Here is a 21,797-nt window from a genome sequence, read left to right on the forward strand (position 1 = left end):
ACTATATACTAATATAATTATATGAAATTTGAATATACAAATCCTTCTTCTAAAAACCTTTTAAAATTAATAAATGAGAGAATTCTCGTTTTAGATGGTGCTATGGGTACCATGATCCAAAGACATTCTTTGGAAGAAGATGATTTCCGTGGAGATCGTTTTAAGGATTGGCCTTGTTCCATTAAAGGAAATAACGATGTTTTGGCCATCACTCGCCCGGATATCATTGAATCTGTCCACTTAGAATACTTAGAAGCCGGTGCCGATATCATCGAAACCAATACATTCAGTTCGAACATTGTTTCGCAAGCGGACTACAAAATGGAATCAGCGGTTCGGGATCTAAATCTTGCTGCCGTAACTTGCGCTAAAAATGCAGTCGCCAAATACAAAGAAAAAACAGGGAAAACGGATGTATTCATTGCGGGTTCGATTGGGCCTACAGTAAAAACGGCTTCCCTTTCTCCCGATGTGAACAATCCGGCATATCGTGCGGTCACCTTTGATGAGTTAGTGGATTGTTTTCACGAACAAGTTTCTGCCCTTCTTGATGGTGGTGTGGATTTACTTTTACCAGAAACTAATATTGATACTTTGAACCTGAAGGCATGTATTTATGCCATTGAAAAGGTATTTGAAGAACGAAAAATTCGTATCCCTGTTGTATTGTCTGTGACCATTACGGATGCTTCAGGAAGAACCCTTTCTGGGCAAACAGGAGAAGCTTTTTACGTATCGATCAAACATGCAAAAGCTCTCGCCGTTGGAATCAACTGTGCGCTCGGGGCCGGGGAAATGCGTCCTTATATCGAGGAACTTTCTCGTGTGGCCGATTGTTATGTGTCTTGTTATCCGAACGCGGGTCTACCCAATGCCTTTGGTGGTTATGACCAAACACCAGAAGAGTTTGGTGGTTGGATGAAAAACTTTGCGGAGTCCGGTTTTTTAAATATCGTAGGTGGCTGTTGTGGTACAACACCAGATCATATCCGTGCGGCCAAAGAAGCAGTCGCAACCATCGCTCCTCGTCCCATAAAAGAACAACCAAAACTCAGTACTTTTGCAGGACTCGAACCATTGAAACTCACCAAAGACCAAGGGTTTATCAATGTGGGAGAGAGAAATAACGTAACCGGATCTCCTAAATTTAAAAAACTCATCTTAGATGGAAACTTTGAAGAAGCGGTGCAAGTGGCTCTCCAACAAGTACAAGCCGGTGCCAATATCATCGACGTTAACTTTGATGAAGCCCTCCTTGACGGCGAAGCCTCGATGACTAAGTTTTTAAACTTGATCTCAGGGGAACCAGACATTGCACGAGTTCCCTTTATGGTGGATTCTTCCAAATGGTCGGTTCTATTGGCAGGTTTGAAATGCATTCAAGGAAAACCCATTGTGAACTCGATCTCTTTGAAAGAAGGGGAAGAATCATTTTTGGATCATGCACGCACCATACAAAGATTTGGTGCTGCTGCTATCGTAATGGCTTTCGACGAACAAGGCCAGGCGGCAACGAAAGATGACAAAGTACGCATTTGTAAGCGGGCGTACGACCTTCTTGTGGAAAAACTAGATTTTGATCCCACGGATATTATCTTTGATCCGAACATCCTCACGGTAGCAACAGGAATTGAAGAACATAACAACTATGCTATGGACTTTATTGAGGCGACTCGTGAGATCAAACAAGTTTGTCCCGGTGCTAAGGTATCTGGGGGTTTAAGTAATATTTCCTTTTCCTTCCGCGGGAATAACCCGGTTCGGGAGGCGATGCACTCCGTATTTTTATACCATGCCATCCAAGCCGGAATGGATATGGCGATTGTGAACGCAGGGATGCTCGAAGTGTATGAACAAATCCCAAAAGATCTATTAGAACTGATTGAAGATGTCATTTTGAATCGTCGTCCTGACGCCACCGAACGTTTGATTGATGCTGCCGCTACCTTCCATGGAGAAGCAAAAGTACAAAAGAAAGACGATGTATGGAGGAGTGGTTCTGTGGAAGAACGACTCACTCATGCTCTGGTGAAAGGGATTGATGAATTTGTAACGCAAGATACAGAAGAAGCTCGCACTAGTTTTGCAAGGCCCCTGGAAGTGATTGAAGGGCCTCTCATGAATGGAATGAAAGTAGTGGGGGAGCTGTTTGGTGCCGGTAAGATGTTCCTTCCGCAAGTGGTAAAAAGTGCGCGGGTGATGAAAAAAGCCGTGGCTTACCTACTTCCTTACATGGAAGAAGAAAAAAGAAATCAAAAAGACGAAAGTAAACAGGCGAAATTCCTTATTGCTACGGTAAAGGGTGATGTTCACGATATTGGAAAAAATATTGTGGGGGTTGTACTTGCATGTAACAATTATGAGGTGATAGACCTTGGTGTGATGGTCCCTTGTGAAAAGATTTTAGAAACTGCTAGAAAGGAAAATGTAGCAGCCATTGGTCTTTCGGGGCTTATCACTCCCTCTCTCGATGAAATGGTTTATGTAGCCAAAGAAATGGAACGCCAAGGATTTAAAGTGCCTCTTCTTATTGGTGGAGCCACTACTTCACCTGCACATACCGCAGTGAAAATTGCCGAGCAGTATTCGAAGCCAGTCCTTCATGTAATGGACGCTTCTCGTGTTGTGAACGTGATGAATAGTGCTCTGAACCCACAAACAGCGGTGGATTATGCAAAGTCTATCGTGGAAGAACAATCCAGAATCCGCGAAGAATTTTATTCTAGAGAAAACGAACGAAACATTTTGCCGATTGCGGATGCGATCAAAAACAAGTTCCATGCAGAATGGGATTCCTATACTCCACCAAAACCAAGTTTTACGGGAGTGAAAAACATCGACGACGTAAATTTGAAAGATTTACTTCCGTTTATTGACTGGTCTCCTTTCTTTTTGGCTTGGGAACTAAAAGGCCGTTACCCACAAATTTTAAAAGATGCGATCATTGGAAAGGAAGCCACTTCTTTGTTCAACGATGCACAAATCATTTTAAAAGAAATGTTAGAAAACAAATCCCTCAAACCAAGAGCGGTAGTGGGAATGTTTCCGGCAGTTTCTCATGGGGAAATGGTAGAGATTTTTGAAGATGATGCCAAAACTAAATCTTTGGGTCTCTATCCTATGTTACGCCAACAGACTACCAAAATGTCAAACCAACCAAACTATAGTTTGGCGGATTTTATTGCTCCTAAAGAGAAAAATAAAAACGACTACATCGGTTTTTTTGCAGTCACTGCAGGGCATGGGATTGATGAACTAGCAAAAACATACGAAGCCAAACAAGACGATTATAATTCGATTTTGGTAAAGGCACTTGCAGACCGATTTGCAGAAGCTTTCGCTGAGTATATGCACCATAGAATGCGCGAAGAGTGGGGATTTGGAAAGGATGAAAATCTAACGACCGAAGACCTGATTCGTGAAAAATATCGCGGAATCCGTCCGGCACCTGGATATCCAGCTTGTCCTGATCATACAGAGAAAAAGAAAATTTGGAAACTTCTGGATGTGGAAAAAAATGCAGGGATCCAACTTACAGAATCCTGTGCGATGTGGCCGGCGAGTAGTGTGAGTGGGTATTATTTCTCTCATCCAGACTCAAGGTATTTTGCCATTGGTAAGATTAACGAAGACCAAGTGGTAGATTATGCAAAAGACAAAGCGATGGAAAAATCAGAAGTGGAACGTTGGTTGTCACCAATTCTCAACTATGACCCGTCGCGTAAGTCTAAGACTTAAAGAGTCAGTGTACATCTTTTAGGGGGAATCTTAATGGCTTTCATTCAAAGTAACCATAACCATGGATGGAAATCGGTCGCCAAAGGAACGCTTGGCGGCGGTTTCCCCTTTCATTCCAAACTCGCGACTTGGCTTCAGGAATATACAAACATTCCGAAAGAGACAGAGCTTGAAATTCTAGAAGTCAGTTGCGGGGAAGCCAGTTGTCCCACAGAAGAAACCTTAATTGTTTGGGACAAACACGAGTTTCGGATCTCTCGTAAAAAAGAAATGATTTCTAAGATGGATGTAGATTTGTCTTGGAAGCGGTTTTCGAGTCAAACCTAAAGTCCCGCACAAGGGATCGAAAGCGGAAATCCTTTCCTGTTAGTAAAAACAATATGGAAACAAAATCATTTTGGAAAGATTGGAGCGAAGAGCCCGGTCGGTCTAAAATCCGATTCTAGTATGGAATCAAATTCGATGTGCCCCAAAGGAAAAATAGAATCATGAAAGATCAATTTACGTTTTTAAAAAACAATCGCCGATACATATTTCTTGTGGATGGCCTCGGTGCCATCCTTTCGGCAGTGTTACTCGCTTTTGTATTACCTCTCTTTATCGACCTACTCGGTATGCCATTAGATACACTTTATATTCTATCCATAATACCTGTAGTGTATGCCATATATTCGTTGTTATGTTATTTTTTGAATCCGTTCCAGTGGAAATTTTTTTTACGGGTGATTGCGATTGCAAACTTTTCCTACTGTTTGGTGACTATGGTTTATTTGCTTTTGAATTTAGAACAAACCACGGTTTGGGGTGAGTTGTATTTTGTTTTAGAAATGATTGTGGTGGCGAGTTTGGCTAGTTTTGAATGGAAATTAACTAATTAGAGTGAGACGATGCCGCGACAGGCATATAGTATTTGAGACCCAAGTTCCCTTGGATTTCCGGTGCCCAAAGTTCATCTAAAGTGCGACCCGCTTCCCTTGCGTTGATGGGAACCCGAACCATCCCTTCGAAAGTTAGGTTGCTATTGGAAATGCTAATCCCTGGAGTTACGTAGACTTGTCTTCCCACGAAGTTGGTGCGAGAAGGTTCTTGGGCACGAATGGAAGAGTTGAGACGACTGTTGATATCGTTATCAAAACGGTGGAGTTCTGAAAGTTGTAAGAACAGTTCCCAACGAGAATTTTTAATAAAGGAAAACAAGTTGCGATTGAGTCGGTATTTGATTCGCACTCTTGACTCAGCAATATCCACATAACCAGAAGCCCCTTGGTTCATGGACATTCCCATACTCAGTCCCAAATCAAAAGTAAAACCATTGCGGTAATACACATAAGTGACGTTAGGTTGGTAGGAAAGTAGGGCTGAGTTCATTCGTTCAGGGCGAACATCAAAATTCCCTTCTGGATTTCTATAAGGGTTCGATGTAGAGAAAGGAATGATGGGGGAAAAAATTTGAATCCCCGCCATTGGGTCATCGGATTTAGGAAGTTTGCCATCATACCCGAGTTCTAGTTCCTTCGGGAAACGAAATGGGATTAGAATCGCCAAATTTCCGTTATGCGACCCGCCCACTTGGAATAAAGACGCTCTGGGGTCAGAGAAAGAATAACTCGAAAAAAAAGGCAAACCCTGTGCTAAAAGAGTAAGGCTCGTCATTGAGACGAGAGAGGTAAGGATTACTATCTTTTTAAGCATCTAAAAGCATTTATGCCTGCTTTTCCTTAGTTTGGCAATGAAATTTGCTTTCTTCTCTCTCTTTTTTTGTTATAAGTTTTATCGATGAATGAAAACGATACCAAGGTCGAACAATTTGGACCCTGTACCATCCCGAATCCTGCTGCCTACGACTATTGGACGGAAGACAACTCCGTCGTTCTTTTCCAAACGATATTTTCCGGTCCCGCCGACGCTAAAAAGACGGTAGAAACGAGTCCCGTATTCTTTGAACAAGCGGGCCCCAAAGAAAAGATCTACTTTCGACCGGAAGAAGTCACTGCAGGCATTGTGACTTGTGGCGGTCTTTGCCCAGGAATCAATGATGTGATTCGAGCCCTTGTGATGGAGCTCCATTACCGGTACAAAGTGCCCCGTATTTTGGGATTTCCTTTTGGATATGAAGGCCTTGTGAAAAAATTTGGACATAGACCTATCGAACTCACTCCCGACAAAGTGGCTCATATCATGAACTTTGGTGGTTCTATCTTAGGATCTTCGCGTGGGAACCAAAATATTGGAGATATGGTCGATACTTTATTCCTGTATGGAGTGAAGATGTTATTTTGTATTGGGGGAGATGGAACCCTTCGGGGAGCCCAGGCCATCCAAGAAGAAGTGCGTAAACGAAAGGAAGACATCGCCATTGTGGGCATTCCCAAAACGATTGATAACGATATCAATTATGTACAAAAGACTTTTGGCTTTTCGACTGCTTTTAGTAAGGCGGTAGAGGCTGTGAACTGTGCTCACGAAGAAGCCAAAGGGGCTCCGAATGGGATTGGGCTTGTGAAACTGATGGGAAGGCATTCTGGTTTCATAGCTGTGAATTCGGCTCTTGCCTCCAAAAATGTAAATTTTGTCCTCATCCCAGAACTTGATTTTGATTTAGAAGGGGAGGGTGCCTTTCTTACCGTCCTAAAAGACCGGGTGCAAAAGAGAGGGCATGCGGTGATCATAGTGGCCGAAGGTGCGGGTCAAAAATACTTTGAAGACAAAGGGGAAAAAGACCAGTCGGGTAACAAGAAGTTGGCGGATATTGGAATCTTCATTAAGGATAAAATTACCGAGTACTTCAAAAAAGAAGGAACCACTCTGAATTTAAAATACATAGATCCAAGTTATATCATTCGGTCTGTTCCTGCCAATGCGGAAGACTCGGTGTTCTGTGGGTTTCTTGCACAAAACGCAGTCCACGCTGCCTTTGCCGGTCGGACGGGTTGTGTGGTAGGGATTTGGAATAACGTATTTACTGTGATGCCGATTTCTTTGGCCATTGCAGAGCGGAAGGTGTTGCGACCTGAGAGGAGTACTTTGTGGCGAGCTCTTCTTGCCTCCACAGGCCAACCGAATTCTATGAAAGCGAAAGGCTGATCAATAGATCAGCTGTTTTCTACTTTTTTTTGGAACTTGAGGATATTGTCCCGGATCTCTTCTTCTTTCTGGTGGAGTTCTTTTAGAAACTCTGTATCCAAAATCATTTCTGGTTTTTTGATGAACTTACTTTCATCGTAGTTATCAATTTCATACAACAGATCTTCGATGTTGGATTCTACTTTCACAAGACTTTGGATGGATTCCACTACCTTCTTGTTTACAAATAGAATTTCTTTGAATCGTAAAATGTAATGTTGGAATCTGTTTTCGCGGATCATGGCTTGGCGTTGCATTTCACGCACCACTTCGCGTTCTTTCAGAACTTCTTTTTTCTCCACAAGGATCTGGTTTTTAAAAATTCGAATTAGATTTTCTGTTTCTAATTTATAATTTTCAAAACTGCTGTTGTGATTGTTTTGTAAATCTTCCATTTGTTTGCGAAATTCTTTTTCTCGCAAACGATCTTGTTCTTTTCGTAATTTGTCAGATGTTTGTAGCGCGTTTTTGACACGTGTTTCGATAACAGCATCTAACATGGCTTTGTGCAGTTTGTCCAATCGAAAGAACACTGCTATGGCATATAGAATGCGTTTCATAAAAACTCCTTACTATTAGTTTAGACGAATAATAAAGAGAGAAAGGTCATCGTGAGGTTCTGCTTCTCCCACAAATTCACTGACTTTTTGTAAAATTGCCTGTCTGACTACTTCTGGTGGATCATTGATATGAGAGAGAATCACAGATTCTAATCTTTCTTCTGAGAAGAGTTCCTCTTTCATATTCATTGCTTCTGTGACACCATCTGTATAAAGTACCAAAAGATCACCGGGTAAATAACTCACCGTATGTTCGGAGAATTCACAATTTCCAATTCCCATCGGTTGGCCTTTTCCGGAAAGGTGTTGGATTTTATGATGTTTTTTGCGGTAGATAATTTGTAAATTATGACCAGCAGAAGAATATGTTAATTCTTTTTTGGTCATATTGATTCTTACAAGCATCGCAGTGACAAACATAAGGAACCCAGTTTTGTCTTGTAAAATTTGATTGGCATTGAAGAGAGCTTCACTTGTGGAAGTAGTCTTCGAAACTTCTTGTTGTAAAACCGTTTTGGAAAATTCCATAAAGAGGGCTGCGGGAGTTCCTTTTCCAGAAACATCGGCAATGATCACAGAGACTTCATCTTTTCCATGGACCACCATATCATAGAAGTCTCCCCCAATTTCTCTTGATGCTTGGTAATACGTATCAAACTCTAAGAGAGAATATTGTTTTGGAATGATGGGGAGTGAATGTTTTTGGATCATGGCCGCAACTTGCATATCGCGGTCTATGTTTTTCAAACGTTCACTTTGTATCTTCACTTGTAAGGCAGTATAGGCTTCCCCGACTTGGTTTGTGAGGGTTCGCAAAATCCGAATGTCCATTTCATCGAAACGAGTGCGTGATGTTTTATCCGACACCACGAGAGACCCAAGCCATTCTTTATTTTTAAGAATGGGGAATAAGATCATACTGTGTTGGAATAATCCTTTGTGGGTAGTGAGTTGGATACCTTGAGGAGAACTAGCTGTTATGATTTTGAATCCCTTATACATCCAATCCGCTTTGTCAGCAAAGAGTAGGGCCACCACATCTTCATCTTGGATTTGGTCGGAAAAACCTTTGGATTTGGATCTGGGGAGGCCTTTCTTTTCGATTTTTTCGAAATTTAGGCATACTCTATCTACTTGCAAAACTTCCGAAATGGTTTTGACGGCAAGTTCCATAAATTCATCGGAACTTTGGATGTTGGCAAGAGCCTGGGAAATTTGGAATAGGCAATTGAGTTCGTTCGCGCGTAAATTGAGGTTGTCGATGAGAAGTCGGTTCTTCACCGCAATGGCAGCTAAGTTCGAAAGATACTTTAGAATTTTGATATCGTTATTATTAAATTCGCGGTTGTCGAGAGAGTTTACGGCTTCGAGTACACCTTGTACTTCCCCTTGGGCAATCATGGGAACACAAAGAAGGTTTCTTGTGACATACCCCACTTTTTGGTCAATGGCTTTGAATATCCTTGGGTCATTGGCAGCATCATTTACAATTTCTGGTTTGAGAGTTTCGAGTACCATTCCCGCAATCCCTTTTCCTCTAGGAACTGTTAGGTGAGCAAGGGATTCTTCTTTTAAACCGCTAGTGGTATTAAAAACTAACTGATCATTTTCTTTATCATATAGAAGGAGTGAGGAACCTTCTGTATGGAGGACATCACGGGTGATCCCCATAATTTCGCTGAGTAAGGTATCCAAATCTTCATGGGAATTGATCCGGCTTGTAATGTCTGAAATCAGACTTAATGTCAGTAATTTAGTAGGCATCCGAATCTATCCTTGTTCGATCAAACTTCCAATCCCTTGGTTCGTCAATATTTCAATTAAGACGGAATGGGGAACTCGACCGTCAATGATGTGGGCTCGTTTGACTCCTGAGTCAATAGCTCCCAAACAACACTCTACTTTTGGTATCATGCCACCAGAGATCTGTCCACTTTTTATATAGCCGTGAATATCAGCCTTTTTGAGACCCGTTACCAATTGGCCATCAATGAGAATTCCTGGTGTGTCTGTGAGTAGTATGAGTTTGTCAGCATGAAGGGCTTGTGCAATCGCACCTGCCATTGTATCGGCATTGATATTTAATGTTTGGCCTTCTTTGGACATAGCAACAGGAGAGATGATAGGAATAAAACCTTCACGTTGTAAGGTGAGTAAAATATTGGGATCTACTTCTGCAATTTCGCCCACAAGACCTAAGTCCACTTTTTGAACCTTGCCGTCTTCACCTTCCACTTCCATCAGATACTTTTCTGCGAGAGCGAGGCCCCCATCTTTACCCGATAGACCGACAGGTTTTCCACCCTTTTCTTGGATGAGAGAAACAATCTGTTTATTCACTTTTCCGGTAAGAACCATCTCCACCACTTCCATGGTCGCTTCATCGGTGACCCTATGGCCACGAATGAACTGGGTATTGAGGTTTAGTGACTTGATGAGAGCGTTAATTTCGGGTCCACCACCGTGAACCACGACAGGATTGATTCCTAAATACTTGAGAAGTACAATATCTTCAGCAAAAGACGCTTTTAATTCTTCTTCCACCATGGCAGCCCCGCCATATTTGATGACAATGGTTTTCCCCGAATATTTTATCAAATAGGGAAGAGCTTCCAAGATATGATTGATTTTTTCAGAATGGTGGTTCATAAAAGTCCTCATTTATGATAATGAAATTTAAAGCCGCCGCAGTGCAAGTCACAAGTACAGCAAGAGTCTCAAATAACCTAACTAAGTGTAGGCAACTTGTGGAAGAGGCGACTCGGGCCGGTGCCAAAGTCATAGGCCTTCCTGAAAACTTTTCCTTTATGGGAACGGAGGCCGAGAAAAAAAATCTCCTCGGTCAAATCGAAGAGGAAACAAATGCTTTTCTGAAAGAGACATCCAAAGACTTAGGGATTTTTCTTTTGGGTGGTGGGTTTCCCACAAAGGCACCTACGGGAAAGGTTTACAATACCGCTGTCATCACAAACCCCGAAGGCGAGGAAGTATTTCGTTATCATAAAGCTCATCTTTTCAATGCTGTTGTCGGGGACGGATTCAATTATAGCGAATCCAATTCCACTGAAAGTGGGGGAAAGGTTCCCGATGTCATCCAAACCGAATATGGAAAAATTTCTTCGGCAATTTGTTACGACATTCGGTTTCCAGAACTCTTTCGAACTCTTTCTGAGAAGGGAGCAGAACTTTGTTTTTTACCAGCAGCGTTTACAGTTCCTACTGGGGAAGCCCATTGGCATGTATTACTTCGTGCCCGCGCGATTGAAAATTTCATGTATGTAATCGCACCCGGACAAACGGGAACTCACGACCCGCATGGAAATCGTAAAACCTTTGGCCATTCTCTCATCATTTCTCCTTGGGGAGAAATTCTCGCAGAGATAGACAAAGAAGAGGGTTTTGCCATTGCCGATATCGACTTACAAAGATTAAGCGAAATTAGAAATCAATTACCTAGTCTAAACCATCGCCTGTTTTAAAAAAAAGTCTTCTTTGTGGTAGAAGCCTTTTTCATAAGAATGAAATCTTTCATTACTTTCTCTGCTGCTTTTTGTTTTTCCATATGTACAAAGTGTCCGCATTCGGAAAACAAAACTGCTTTTACGTGAGGAGTGGTTCTTTCTAGTTCCAATACATCTTTTCCTGGAATGACGGGATCTTCTTCTCCCCGCATAATGAGAGTGGGGACTTGGTTTCCAAAGACTATAGGCCGAATGTCGGTCCTGTCCAACATCTCAAGGATCATTAGGATGTATCTTGGATTCAAACATTCAAATTGTGGGTTGTATTCTTTTAAGAATTGTTTGATGTCTTCTCTTGCATGGAAGGCAGCAGAATCATAAACTCCATACGAAAATCCAATTTGTAAGGCTTTGGGAAGAGATTTCCCAATTTTAAATCCAAAATCAAAAAAACTACCTAAGTTGGCACGAAGTCCGATCACACCGATTTTTAAAAAACCGGGAATGGGGCCATGGACAAAAGGGGCAATGGAGATCACTTGTTTGATTCGTTGTGGGAATAGGGAAGCAATGGCTAGAACCGCCATCCCACCAGTGGAATGGCCCACAAGTGTGATGTCCTTTTCTCCCGCAGAAGCCCAAATCCCTTGTGCTTGTGTTTCTAAAAAATCTTGGAGGGTTAAACCTTTTTTTTGATCAAAGATTTCTGCAGGGTAATGACCGACTAAGTCGAGTTCGATGACGTCTCCTAGTTGGCGGAAAAAAGGAATATTGAGACCCCAATACCCTGCCGCCGAACACCAACCACCAATGAGAACAATGGTCTCTTTGGATTTGGGATTGAGCGATTTATGTTTCACATAAGTGAGTCTATGATTTTTCCAATTATAAATTTGTCTTTCTGACATACAGTCCTCTAGTCTTCAATGATACGGGGAAAAGAACTTAGAATTTTTGTAACCACTTCATAGTTGATGGTTCCAGTCCAAGCCGCATGGTCATCTGCTGATATGGTTTCGTTTCCTGACTTTCCAAGGATGACGACATCGTCTCCTAGTTTTGCGTCGGGAATATGAGTGATATCAAGCATGGTCATATTCATACAAATTCTTCCCAAAATTTTAGCACGTTCGCCGCGAACCAACATGTAACCATGGTTGGAAAGTTTTCTGTCGAGTCCCTCATAGTATCCGACGGGAACAACTGCCAATTTCGTATCGTGAGTGGTTTTATATGTGGACCCATAACCAATAAAAGTTCCTTGGTTTAGGTTTTGGATGTGTTGGATTTGTGTTTTCCAACTGAGGGCTGGTTTTAACATCCCTACATCTTTTTTCATTAGGGAGAGAGAGAGTTTGGTTTCCAAACTGGGCCAAAGTCCATAAAGAGAAATTCCTACACGAACTAAATCCATTCTCGCTTCTGAAAATAACATAGCAGAGGCTGAAGAAGCACAGTGACAAATAAGATCGATAAACCCGTGTTTGGCGAATGTGTCGATCGTGTCTTGGAACCTTCCTAGTTGTAACATAGAATAACTATGTTCTGTAAAATCTTCTGTACTCGCAAAGTGAGTGGCAATCCCGGAGAGGGGAAGTTTCTTTTCAAAAATTTCTTTGGCAAGGAGATCGGCATCACTCGTTGGGATTCCGAGTCTAGACATTCCTGTATCCACTTTCAAATGGATCTTGGGAGTGGGGGAAAGTTTACTTAAGATTTCGATTTCTTCGACACGAGAGACCATAACCCAAAAGTTTTCATCTGCTAAGGATTCCTTCCGGTCTTTCAGATCTGGGATACTTCCCATAATGAGGATGGTGGCTTTGGTAAATACCCTGCGAACGGATAAGGCTTCTTCCAGTGAATTGACCCCCAGATAATCAGCACCGGCATCGAGGGCGATGGAGGCCGCGGCAAGCAGTCCATGTCCATAGGCATTGGATTTGATGATGGCAGTAAATTTGGTTTTTGGCCCAATGAGTTTGCGAAAGAGGGCGATATTGTGACTAAATGCCGACCGAGAGAGGTAAATTCGTGAAGAGAGCACGGTCCCATTTTTTTTTACTTTTCTCTTCTGTCGCTTCAGATATTTCTATTTTTGCATGCTTCCTAATCACTCCGAACTTCCTTCATTTCCCCCTTTTGCCAATTGGAAAGGGATCTCCCAGTATTTCCCCGTACAATCTGATTCCGTCTGGTTGAACTATTGTGGCACCACACCTGTTTCCACCTATGCCATCGAGATGATGAATCTCTACTTTCAGGAATATGCAAGGTCTGGAATCTTTGCTCCGAGTTTTGCAGAGCCAGCGATCAAGGCTGCCATAAGAGAATACATCGCAGAAATTCTTGTTTGTGATCCTTCTGAGATTGGAATCGTACATAACACGAGTGAGGGGATAAATCTCTACTCTCATAGCATCCAGATTCCTAAAGGAAAACGGATTCTCGTTTTGGAAAACGAATACCCGAGCAATGTCTATCCTTGGGAACATTGGAAAGAGAAAGGTGTTGGTTTGGATTTTATCCCTGTGGGAAAAACACCAGAAGATTTCCTTTCCAATTTAAGTTTGGAATTAAAAAAAGGGGATGTCTATATCCTTAGCTTATCGCCTGTTCATTGGTGCACCGGTGTAGCATTTGACTTAGATGCCGTTTCTAAACTTTGCGAAACTTATCACACTAAACTTGTGATTGATGGAAGCCAAGCTGTCGGTCATATCGCCCTAGACTTTGGGAAAACCAAAGTGGCTTTTTGTGCCTTTGCTGCTTGGAAGTGGTTACTTGGTCCTTTGGGACTTGGGGTTGTGTATTTATCCAAAGAAGAATCCAAAGGATTCAAACTGATTTTCAAAGGCCAGGCCAGTGTGGTCAACGATTCCAATTATTTTCCTTATAGAAATGAATGGAAACCAGCCGCTGACCAATTTGAACAAAGTACCATCAACTTCAATGATTGGATTTATTTTTATGCATCCCTTCGGATGTTGTCGACTCTTGGATTTTCACGGGTGAGAGAACGTATCTACGAAGTAGCAGGGCTTTTTAAAAAGGTACTCCACGATTTAGGATTCACTTTAGAATCGGATGCGTTTCCATCAGTGCAAACAGGAATTCTTGCCATCACGGGTCACAAAGATCCTTCTAAGTTCCAACCTGAACGGATCCAAGCCTTCTTAAAACAAAAGAAAATCATAACAGCAGTTCGTTTGGGAAGACTCCGAATGGCACCCCATATTGCAATAGAAGAAGAACATGTGGCCCGAGTCAAAGATGCCTTAGAAGAATACTTAAAACAAAATTAAGTAGAGAACGAACAAAAATATGGTCACAAAAATTTTGAAACTCATTGTGAATGCGTTTCCTCTTGTCCTTCTTGTTGTTTCCGGTGTTGGATTTTTATATCCGGAAAAGATCATTTGGTTCAAAGGCCCTTGGATTACTTATAGTCTGGGTGCCATTATGCTTGGGATGGGTTTAACTTTGGAGGCAGAAGATTTCATTCGTATCTTAAAACAACCAAAACCCATTCTCATTGGCACTGTTTTACAATACACCATCATGCCCATACTCGGATATTCTTTGGGTTATGTTTTCCAATTGCCAGAAGCTTATGCTGTGGGACTCATTCTTGTCTCTTGTTGTCCTGGGGGAACCGCCTCGAATGTCATTACCTTTCTATCGAAAGCCGATGTTCCTTTGAGTGTGACCTTAACTTCGGTCTCTACCATCCTCGGAATTCTCATGACACCTTTCCTTGTGGCCCTTCTGATTGGCAGTCGGTTGGAGATTGATCGTTTGGGTCTTGTGATCACCACCTTCCAAGTGATTTTAGTTCCTGTTGCCCTCGGTCTTTTTTTGAAATCTTTATTTCCCAAACTCACAAAAGAGATCCAGGAAGTCTTTCCAGTTCTCTCTGTTTTACTCATTGCAATGATTGTGGCTTCGATCATTGCGAGTGGAAAAGAAACCATCCTAAAATCGGACTTCCGTATCTTTTTTGCGGTGGTACTTTTGCACCTAGGTGGGTTTGGACTCGGCGGGATCTTCAGTTGGTTCCTGACGAAAAATCCCAAAACGGCAAAAACCATTTCGATTGAGGTGGGGATGCAAAATTCCGGGCTCGGAGCCGTGCTTGCCAAGACCCATTTCCTAGATCCGAGCACCGCGATTCCTAGTGCTTTATCGAGTTTGACTCATTCGCTCTTGGGAAGTTTATTTGCGACCTATTTCAGAAAGGAGCCGAAAAAACCCGCTATTGTCGATTGACTATATATGGGGTCGGTACGTCATGGCATAAATTATGAGAGAAATCATAAAACTAACCTGTGTCCCATGTGCGATACCTGGGCGGTCAAATTACTTCCAGACTAAAAATAAGAAGACTAAGTCGGAAAAACTTGTGACTAAAAAATATTGCAAATTTTGCAAATCACATACTGATCACAAGGAATCCAAAGTCTAAGGATTAAGATGCCTAAACCAGCTGCAAAATCTTCATCAGCAGAGAAGGGAGTGGACAAAAAGTTCATCGAAGAGGTGCGTGAGCTCCTCCAAGAGAAAAAAGAGTCGCTTCTCATCAAACTCAATCAGTGGGAAGACACCAGTTCTCCTTCCGGATTGAAGGAAATGGGGGATATTGCGGATATCGCATCCGAACTCAATTCGGAAGCTTTGTCTTCTGTTTTGACTGAAAACGAAATTGAAACTCTACGTGAGATCGAACTTGCGTTAGAAAAGATTGAAAACGGAACCTATGGAATCTGCGAAGGAACAAAGAAAAAAATTCCGATCGCAAGGCTCAAGGCGCTTCCGTGGACAAGATTTACTGTAGAATTTGCGGAACAAATGGCGAAGAGCCGTAACCGTGCTGGATACCGCATGGATTCTTTGTCTGCTTATCCTACAACCGGAATGGACGTGGATTCTCTAGATTAAGAGAGTCCCCTTTATTCTTTTTTAAAAACCCCGATCTCCCTCCACGCGAATTCTCCCGAATCCTTTAAATTTACAATTGATTCACTAGGCCAGGCTCTAAACTCTTTCTATCGTGAATTTTCTAGGCCGCCTGCGTTCCTTACCTTTTTCTGATCTCCTTTTCATTTTCCTTAGTACTTTCTCCGTTTGGAGCCTCCATCGGTATGTGGAACCTGTTCCCGGTCCTTCCTTCTATCCTTCCTTTCTTTTGCAGTTTGCCTTTGGGTTCTTTCCACAGATGTACCAAAGGAAATGGGGAAGGATATTCACTGCCCTCGGCGTTTTTACATTTCTACGGCTTCCCTTTCTCTCTGGATTGCCGATGGTGGGCTCCTACCAGCTTGTAGGTTTGTTTCTTGGTTCGATTCTTGGGATATGGACAAGAGAGGTCATCCTCGTCCTTATGGGAAGGAATGAAACGGCCCTTCCCAAACAATCCGAACAAATACTCACTGATTGGATGATCCGTAACCCCACGGGAAAATCTGCCCTTCCGCTCTGGTATTCCACTTACTTTGGTTTTGTTCTTTTCCTTTGTATTTTGACCCTGCTTTGTCTTTTCCAATACCAAGGACTTGGTTTGGCCACAGGGCTTGGAATCCAAGAGTATTTGTATTTTCCTTCTCTTTCTTCCAGAGAAGCTATGGGCCTTTCTTCTAAGATCTTAGTTCCTATGTCCTTTGTTGTGTTGTATTTGTTTTCTGAAGAAAGGTCTATGCCGACACCGTCTAAGGACAGTTTGTCGGAGCAGATTCGATTTGGAATCTTTTTAGGTCTTGGAATCAATCTACTTGTGATGAGTATCCAATCAGTTGCGAGTTTGGAATTTTTTTCTGAAGGGACTTTGGAAAGTGTGAAAGCGGGGCGGACCACAGGACTTCTCCAAGACTCAGGTTCTGCTTCTTGGATTTTACCTGTTCTTTCTTCGCTTTGGATCACGAAACTGATCACCAATTGGCGTAAGTCCAAAGAAAGATTCAGTTTGATCCTTGCCATTCTATCTTTTCTTTTTGTGACTTGGCTCGGATTGAAACAAGGGAAAGCCTTTTGGGTGATTTGGACCATTACGAGTGCAATTGGAATTATCCATCTAACGACTGATTTGTGGATTATTTCCATCACTAAAAAAAGAATCACAAGGGTCGTATTGTATTTACTCATCCCGATTTTAGGATTTCTCGTCCTTTATGGACTTAGTTTCTTAAAGAAAGATTGGGACCTTGTCGCTTTATCCAAACGTTTTATGGAAGCATTTCCTGTTTGGAGGAGAGAACCGCTTTTGGCCCTGGAAAGAATGGACCATACCCGAACCGAACTTTTGACGATTTGTATCGAAGGAATTAAAAATAATCTATGGCTCGGGAATGGGATAGGATCTTTCCCCTTGGCTCTTCTCGATCCCTTTAGAACAGGGACAAAAACTTCGATTGGTATGATCGATTTTCCACCTAACTTTTATTTATGGCTCGTGCATGATTTAGGGTTTGTCGGTTCGTTTGTATTTTTATTTTTTATCGGAGTGTTTTTGTGGGAGAGGGGGCTCGGAAAACAGACCCTCCTTCTTATCATCCCATTCTTTTTTGGAGTCCAAATCCAAAATTCCGATGGGGCCTTTCTTTGTTTTTATCTAATCCTTCTTGGCGAAAAAGGATCGGGATACTCGCCGTCCTTTGATAAACTCAGGAAAACGATTTGGTTTTCTCCCTTACTTCTCATCCTTTCTGTGGGTTTTCCTTTGAATTATGCTCTCTTTTATTCGGGAAGGTATTGGGATTTGGGAATTGGATCGGAGTATAGAAAGACCCAATTAAAAGAATACCAAACTGCGGCAACAATCCCTCCAAGAGCACCTAACTATGAATATGAATTTCATGGGAAAGTTTGGGAATGGAAACTTTCGGAATTTGGATCAGCTAGGTCAGGTAGAATCTTTTTAGAAACTACAGATAAAAGCCCTGTGGTAGAAGTTCTATTTTTAAATTCTGACCGAACGACCATAAAACAAGAGTTATTCACCGAAACCAAATGGGGATATGTATGGTCTGGAGAATGTCCAAAGGGAGCTTCCTATCTTCGTTTAAAGTCTAGATCTAAATTGGAATTTCGATTGCCCAAGTCTCAGTTTGACGGGAACAACCGAATTCAGTTTTAGAGTTTTATACCAACCTTCGAATGTATAAATCCTTTGTGATTTTGGCCACGGTTTTGCCGTCTTCGCCGACCACTTCGGTTTCATAGGTTCGAATGGTTTTTTTCTCTTTTTTTAAAAGTTCTTTTAGATCTTCAAATTCAGTATTAGGAATATGAAAGGTAGCAGTGACAGTACCTTCTCCCGGTTTGACAAAGTCAATTTTTGCTCCTTTGTCCCAAACCATATAATCTTTTCCTAAATTCATCATCAGTAAAAACATAAAAAAGGGATCACACATGGAATAGAGGGATCCTCCGAAATGTGTTCCCACATAATTCGTGTTTGATAGTATGAGTGGCATAGTCACCACCATTGTGTTTTGATCCACAAGTTTTGGCAGGATATTGGCACCCTCGTAAGGTTTGAACATACGGAAGGCTTGTTCGAATCCGTAAGTTTGTTCCAAAAAATTCCATAAGGGGTTTATTTTGTATTCCAGAAGAATATCTCTGTGTCTCATAAATACAAGAATTGAAAACATAGAATGACTGGTCTACTATTTCCTAATCTCTTTTTGTGATCCTATCAGATTTTCTCCTTTGGATTGTCGTATTCATTACTACATAATTTGGTGATGGTAGGATAGTCTATTTTTCCATTGGGCAATCGGGGAAGAGAACGGTTGGTCAGGATAACTTTTGGGATATGGCTTTCTGGCAATTCTCTTCTTAGTTTTGTTAAAACTTCATCCGGTCTTAGGTTTGTGGAACTAAAGAGTCCAATGGTATCTCCAAATCCATCGGAAAAACTGACAGAAACAAATTCTCCAGGTAGGGAAAGTCCAAGAATTTCCGATTCGATTCGGTCGAGGGAAACTCGTTTTCCTTTGTGTTTGATGATCCGATCCTTCCGTCCCAAAAGGTACCAACCACGTTCCGATAAGTTCCCTAAATCATTTGTCGCATAATATTCATTTTGTGGAATGGTATATTGTTTCCATCCTTTATCTTCTAATAAGAAGGATTTATGCGATAAAAAAGGACTTTTGATTTCTAGTTCTCTTTCTTCTGTTCCTTCCATGGGAACGAGTTTCGTTTCCACACTGCTTAGGATTTGGAATCGGTTTTGTCGGAGTGGGTCTCGAAAGCCTATGGCTCCGGTTTCCGTGGAACCATAGATTTCTAAAACAGAAAGATCCCCTCGGTCTCGGAGAGTTCTTGCGAGAGCCACCGGAAATTTCATTCCAGAAACCACTGCTTGTTTGGGTAAGTAGGTTTTAGAATCCAAGGCCATTTGTAATTGAGGAGAGGAGGTAATCCAAAGATTTGCTGTAACGGTCGGGGCTCCCCAATGAATCGGAACACCCAGACGTTTCGGAATCAAATACCCCCAAAGGAGACCGTACAAATGGCAGAGAGGGACAGAGACATACACTGCTTCGGATTTTGCATTTTGATACAGGGATTGGATTTCCGGTTCTTTGGACCAATATTCAATTTCCGTTTCGATTTCTGTCCACTCCTTCCAAACCATTTTGGGAATTCCTGTGGATCCAGAAGTCACAAGACAAAAAGAACGAGGAGAATTTAAAACGGGGAGGGGGAAGTTGTGGAGGTGATTTTCGAGAACGGTTCCGCGCCATAAAGGATCGACGAGGATGGGGTGGTTCGATTCTAAATCGAGTTCAAAGTTTCCAGAAAGGAAATAATCCGCATCGGCAAATCGGAGGATAGAGGCCATAAAACAAAAAATCCTCCCCCCATGGATTGGAGGAAGGATTTCTTTTAAGGGTAGGGATCTCTCTTAAGCGGCTTGTTGTTTTTCCAAACGTTTTTTCATGAGGAACCCAAGGGCAGCTCCAATCACAATCAAACTTGCCGAAACTTCCAAAGCGTTGTTACGAACTGCTTTGATTAAGTAGGCTGAAAAACCATTGTCAGCATAAAAGTCACTGACCCGCACTACATAGGACGGACGGTTTGGAGCAGGGATTTGGTCTACATGTAGATACCAATCTTTATGAGCCACACCGTTGGAGTTCATCCAAGAGTTGAAGAAAATATAACCCGAAGTAGACGGTTTACGAATATCCGCACCTTCTGTTGGGTGGTTGAAGATTCCTGGAACAATGATGGCCCAAGGAAAACCAGTTTTGTCGATAAAGGCATCTTTACCTTTGCTATCTGTGAAAAAACCAGGGCGATAGATTTGTCTAAACACTCCATCTGTCTTTTGGTTGAAAGCAAGGAAGTAGTTCAAATGTCCACCGACTAGGTTCTTTGTTACATTCAAATCTACAGGTTCATCGAAAGTAATGGTTACTTGTGCAGTCACACCACGAACAAAGTTATTGATAGTAAATGTAGTTCCTGCGGCAGGAGCATTTTTACTTCCGAATAAGGTTTTGTCAGAACTTGGAAGAAGAAGAACACCTCGTTTGAGTTGTGCTGAAGTTAAAGTTCCACCAGTACAGTCGCCTGTTGCGTTAGCAGTGTATTTTGATGCAGAGGCACAACCAGCCCATGGTTTACCACTACCATCTAAATAACTCACTTGCACTTTTGCATTCGTTGGAACATTCAAAGAAAGTCTGAGTTCATGGTTATATCCTGCACCTTTTGCTACATGGGTATAAGTTCCTCGAATCGTCTTTACTTTGTTTGCTGGTGTTTTATCCATCTCTGTGCTAAACACAGTCGAGTGGTCATTTAAGTCCGCGTCTCCTGCAGAAGGATACATGTCTTCGAAAGCGATTGTGTAACGACCAGAACGTGCAGTGGTTGCAAGGCTTGGATCTTCTGGGAATTCATCGTAAATGTTCGCAATTCCATCACAATCAGAATCAACCGCTTGCACACAGCCGTTCACTGGTTGGAAATTGGTTGTGTCTACATTGACTACGGGAGCAACAACGACTGTGTCTGTCGAGGATCCATTACCACCGTTAGCTGGTTGTTGTATTGGAGCTGTTCCTGTAAGTTCTACCACTTCACCAGTGGTTGGATTCACACCGATCACACTGATCTCTACTGTTGTGACAGTTGGTGGAACACTAATGGGAATGGTAACCGATCCATTGGAATCTGTAGTTCCCACTCCTACCACATTGGGCTCCCCTGTAGTGGTAGTTTCTGTGACTGTTACCGGTGCGTTGGCAACTGGGCCTGATTCGTTTTCTACAACAACGGTTACAGGAACTGTGATATTGGTTTCAAAATTAAAATTACCACCATTGGTTTGGTCTACGATTACAGTTGTAGTTTCATTAACGACCGTAGTAGGTGCTGGCGTGGGAGCCGTTACCACTGGAGCAGGAGTTGTGGGTGTTGTCACTACTGGCTCAGGGTTGCTTGGTTCTGACGGCGAAGGTGTAGGTGCCGCAACTTCTTCAGGTGTTGGCGTTGTCGTTTGTCCGCCACCGGTATTGGAACCACCATCTGTAGGAGTGGGTGTAGTTGTTTCTACGGGAGCCGTGATTTGGCCTGGGTCTGTGGTTTCGAGTCCTACGACTGTGAATGTGCCACCGCCAGTATTGGCAGTCTCAGGAGCCGTTTGAGTGGTTCCATCACCAAGGCCCAAAAATGGGAGAAGTAAAGCACCTTTCTTTTTATTGGAACAGTCCAATATTAAGAAGGGTATCGCTAGAAGAATGATCCATCGTTTCATGTTAAGATGTCCTACCTGTATAGGGAATTGAACGACAAAATGCTAAAAAAATCAACGGTGATTTCCAAAAATTTAGGGAAATCCATTGGATTCTTGGGGGGAAGTACGAACAGAGATCAAAAAAAGTGAACAAAACTTCCC

19 protein-coding genes are annotated in these 21,797 nt (G+C 42.2%); 10 read left to right on the forward strand and 9 right to left on the reverse strand.

The genetic code is table 11. The features are described 5' to 3' along the window. Window positions 1–21: 21 nt before the first annotated feature. The 3 genes from metH to JWG41_RS10180 all read left to right on the forward strand — a co-directional run bounded on the left by metH (window position 22) and on the right by JWG41_RS10180 (window position 4,616). Entirely contained in the window at window positions 22–3,738 is a 3,717-nt protein-coding gene (metH, locus tag JWG41_RS10170; protein WP_205269814.1) for a methionine synthase, read from the forward strand. A gap of 33 nt (window positions 3,739–3,771) precedes the next feature. Then, entirely contained in the window at window positions 3,772–4,065 is a 294-nt protein-coding gene (locus JWG41_RS10175) for a hypothetical protein (RefSeq protein ID WP_205269815.1), read from the forward strand. Between the two features lie 161 nt (window positions 4,066–4,226). Next, a complete protein-coding gene (locus tag JWG41_RS10180; protein WP_205269816.1) occupies window positions 4,227–4,616 on the forward strand; it encodes a hypothetical protein in 390 nt (129 codons plus the stop codon). Here JWG41_RS10180 and JWG41_RS10185 read toward each other — a convergent pair. Then, complete coding sequence (locus tag JWG41_RS10185; protein ID WP_205269817.1) at window positions 4,609–5,430, reverse strand: hypothetical protein; 822 nt, start codon at window positions 5,428–5,430, stop codon at window positions 4,609–4,611. The two genes, JWG41_RS10180 and JWG41_RS10185, sit on opposite strands and share 8 nt — an antisense overlap. An 84-nt stretch (window positions 5,431–5,514) precedes the next feature. Here JWG41_RS10185 and JWG41_RS10190 point away from each other — a divergent pair, with 84 nt between their 5' ends. Further along, the gene (locus JWG41_RS10190; RefSeq protein WP_205269818.1) at window positions 5,515–6,822 is read left to right on the forward strand and encodes an ATP-dependent 6-phosphofructokinase; all 1,308 of its coding nucleotides are present in this window, start codon (window positions 5,515–5,517) and stop codon (window positions 6,820–6,822) included. 8 nt (window positions 6,823–6,830) lie between these two features. On the opposite strand, the gene JWG41_RS10195 is transcribed toward JWG41_RS10190, so the two are convergent. From JWG41_RS10195 to argB, 3 genes are read right to left on the reverse strand one after another with little or no spacing between them, the layout of a single operon-like run. After that, window positions 6,831–7,421: a hypothetical protein gene (locus JWG41_RS10195; protein WP_135578035.1), complete on the reverse strand. Its 591-nt coding sequence runs from the start codon at window positions 7,419–7,421 to the stop codon at window positions 6,831–6,833. Window positions 7,422–7,436: 15 nt separating this feature from the next. Next, complete coding sequence (locus tag JWG41_RS10200; RefSeq protein WP_205269819.1) at window positions 7,437–9,185, reverse strand: SpoIIE family protein phosphatase; 1,749 nt, start codon at window positions 9,183–9,185, stop codon at window positions 7,437–7,439. Window positions 9,186–9,191: 6 nt separating this feature from the next. Beyond that, window positions 9,192–10,070: an acetylglutamate kinase gene (gene argB / locus JWG41_RS10205; protein ID WP_205269820.1), complete on the reverse strand. Its 879-nt coding sequence runs from the start codon at window positions 10,068–10,070 to the stop codon at window positions 9,192–9,194. Between the two features lie 20 nt (window positions 10,071–10,090). On the opposite strand from argB, the gene JWG41_RS10210 reads away from it, so the two are divergent. Then, window positions 10,091–10,900, forward strand: a complete 810-nt coding sequence (locus JWG41_RS10210; protein ID WP_205269821.1) for a carbon-nitrogen hydrolase family protein — start codon at window positions 10,091–10,093, stop codon at window positions 10,898–10,900. Here JWG41_RS10210 and JWG41_RS10215 read toward each other — a convergent pair. Further along, window positions 10,897–11,790 (reverse strand): alpha/beta fold hydrolase, encoded by an 894-nt coding sequence (locus JWG41_RS10215; protein ID WP_205269822.1) that lies wholly within the window; start codon window positions 11,788–11,790, stop codon window positions 10,897–10,899. The two genes, JWG41_RS10210 and JWG41_RS10215, sit on opposite strands and share 4 nt — an antisense overlap. 8 nt (window positions 11,791–11,798) lie before the next feature. After that, window positions 11,799–12,929, reverse strand: a complete 1,131-nt coding sequence (gene alr / locus JWG41_RS10220; protein ID WP_205269823.1) for an alanine racemase — start codon at window positions 12,927–12,929, stop codon at window positions 11,799–11,801. Window positions 12,930–12,984: 55 nt separating this feature from the next. Between alr and JWG41_RS10225 the strand changes: the two genes are divergently transcribed. The 5 genes from JWG41_RS10225 (at window position 12,985) to JWG41_RS10245 (ending at window position 18,011) form a co-directional block, all read left to right on the forward strand. After that, window positions 12,985–14,187: an aminotransferase class V-fold PLP-dependent enzyme gene (locus tag JWG41_RS10225; protein WP_205269824.1), complete on the forward strand. Its 1,203-nt coding sequence runs from the start codon at window positions 12,985–12,987 to the stop codon at window positions 14,185–14,187. Between the two features lie 19 nt (window positions 14,188–14,206). Continuing rightward, the gene (locus JWG41_RS10230) at window positions 14,207–15,151 is read left to right on the forward strand and encodes a bile acid:sodium symporter family protein (RefSeq protein WP_205269825.1); all 945 of its coding nucleotides are present in this window, start codon (window positions 14,207–14,209) and stop codon (window positions 15,149–15,151) included. Window positions 15,152–15,185: 34 nt separating this feature from the next. Continuing rightward, window positions 15,186–15,347 carry a 50S ribosomal protein L33 gene (gene rpmG, locus JWG41_RS10235; protein WP_081431684.1) on the forward strand — a complete coding sequence of 54 codons (162 nt, stop codon included), beginning with the start codon at window positions 15,186–15,188 and terminating at the stop codon, window positions 15,345–15,347. Window positions 15,348–15,355: 8 nt separating this feature from the next. Continuing rightward, window positions 15,356–15,820, forward strand: coding sequence for a TraR/DksA family transcriptional regulator (locus tag JWG41_RS10240; RefSeq protein WP_205269826.1), 465 nt, complete (start codon window positions 15,356–15,358; stop codon window positions 15,818–15,820). Between the two features lie 205 nt (window positions 15,821–16,025). Continuing rightward, window positions 16,026–18,011 (forward strand): hypothetical protein, encoded by a 1,986-nt coding sequence (locus JWG41_RS10245; RefSeq protein ID WP_205269827.1) that lies wholly within the window; start codon window positions 16,026–16,028, stop codon window positions 18,009–18,011. 4 nt (window positions 18,012–18,015) lie between these two features. On the opposite strand, the gene JWG41_RS10250 is transcribed toward JWG41_RS10245, so the two are convergent. From JWG41_RS10250 to JWG41_RS10260, 3 genes are all read right to left on the reverse strand, one after another. Then, window positions 18,016–18,510 carry a YiiD C-terminal domain-containing protein gene (locus JWG41_RS10250; protein WP_205269914.1) on the reverse strand — a complete coding sequence of 165 codons (495 nt, stop codon included), beginning with the start codon at window positions 18,508–18,510 and terminating at the stop codon, window positions 18,016–18,018. Between the two features lie 65 nt (window positions 18,511–18,575). After that, a complete protein-coding gene (locus JWG41_RS10255) occupies window positions 18,576–19,730 on the reverse strand; it encodes an AMP-binding protein (protein WP_205269828.1) in 1,155 nt (384 codons plus the stop codon). A gap of 63 nt (window positions 19,731–19,793) precedes the next feature. Beyond that, window positions 19,794–21,656 (reverse strand): LruC domain-containing protein, encoded by a 1,863-nt coding sequence (locus tag JWG41_RS10260; RefSeq protein ID WP_205269829.1) that lies wholly within the window; start codon window positions 21,654–21,656, stop codon window positions 19,794–19,796. Window positions 21,657–21,797 lie beyond the last annotated feature (141 nt).

Origin of the sequence: Leptospira chreensis (genome assembly GCF_016919165.1) — a bacterium.
Classification (GTDB): domain Bacteria; phylum Spirochaetota; class Leptospiria; order Leptospirales; family Leptospiraceae; genus Leptospira_A; species Leptospira_A chreensis.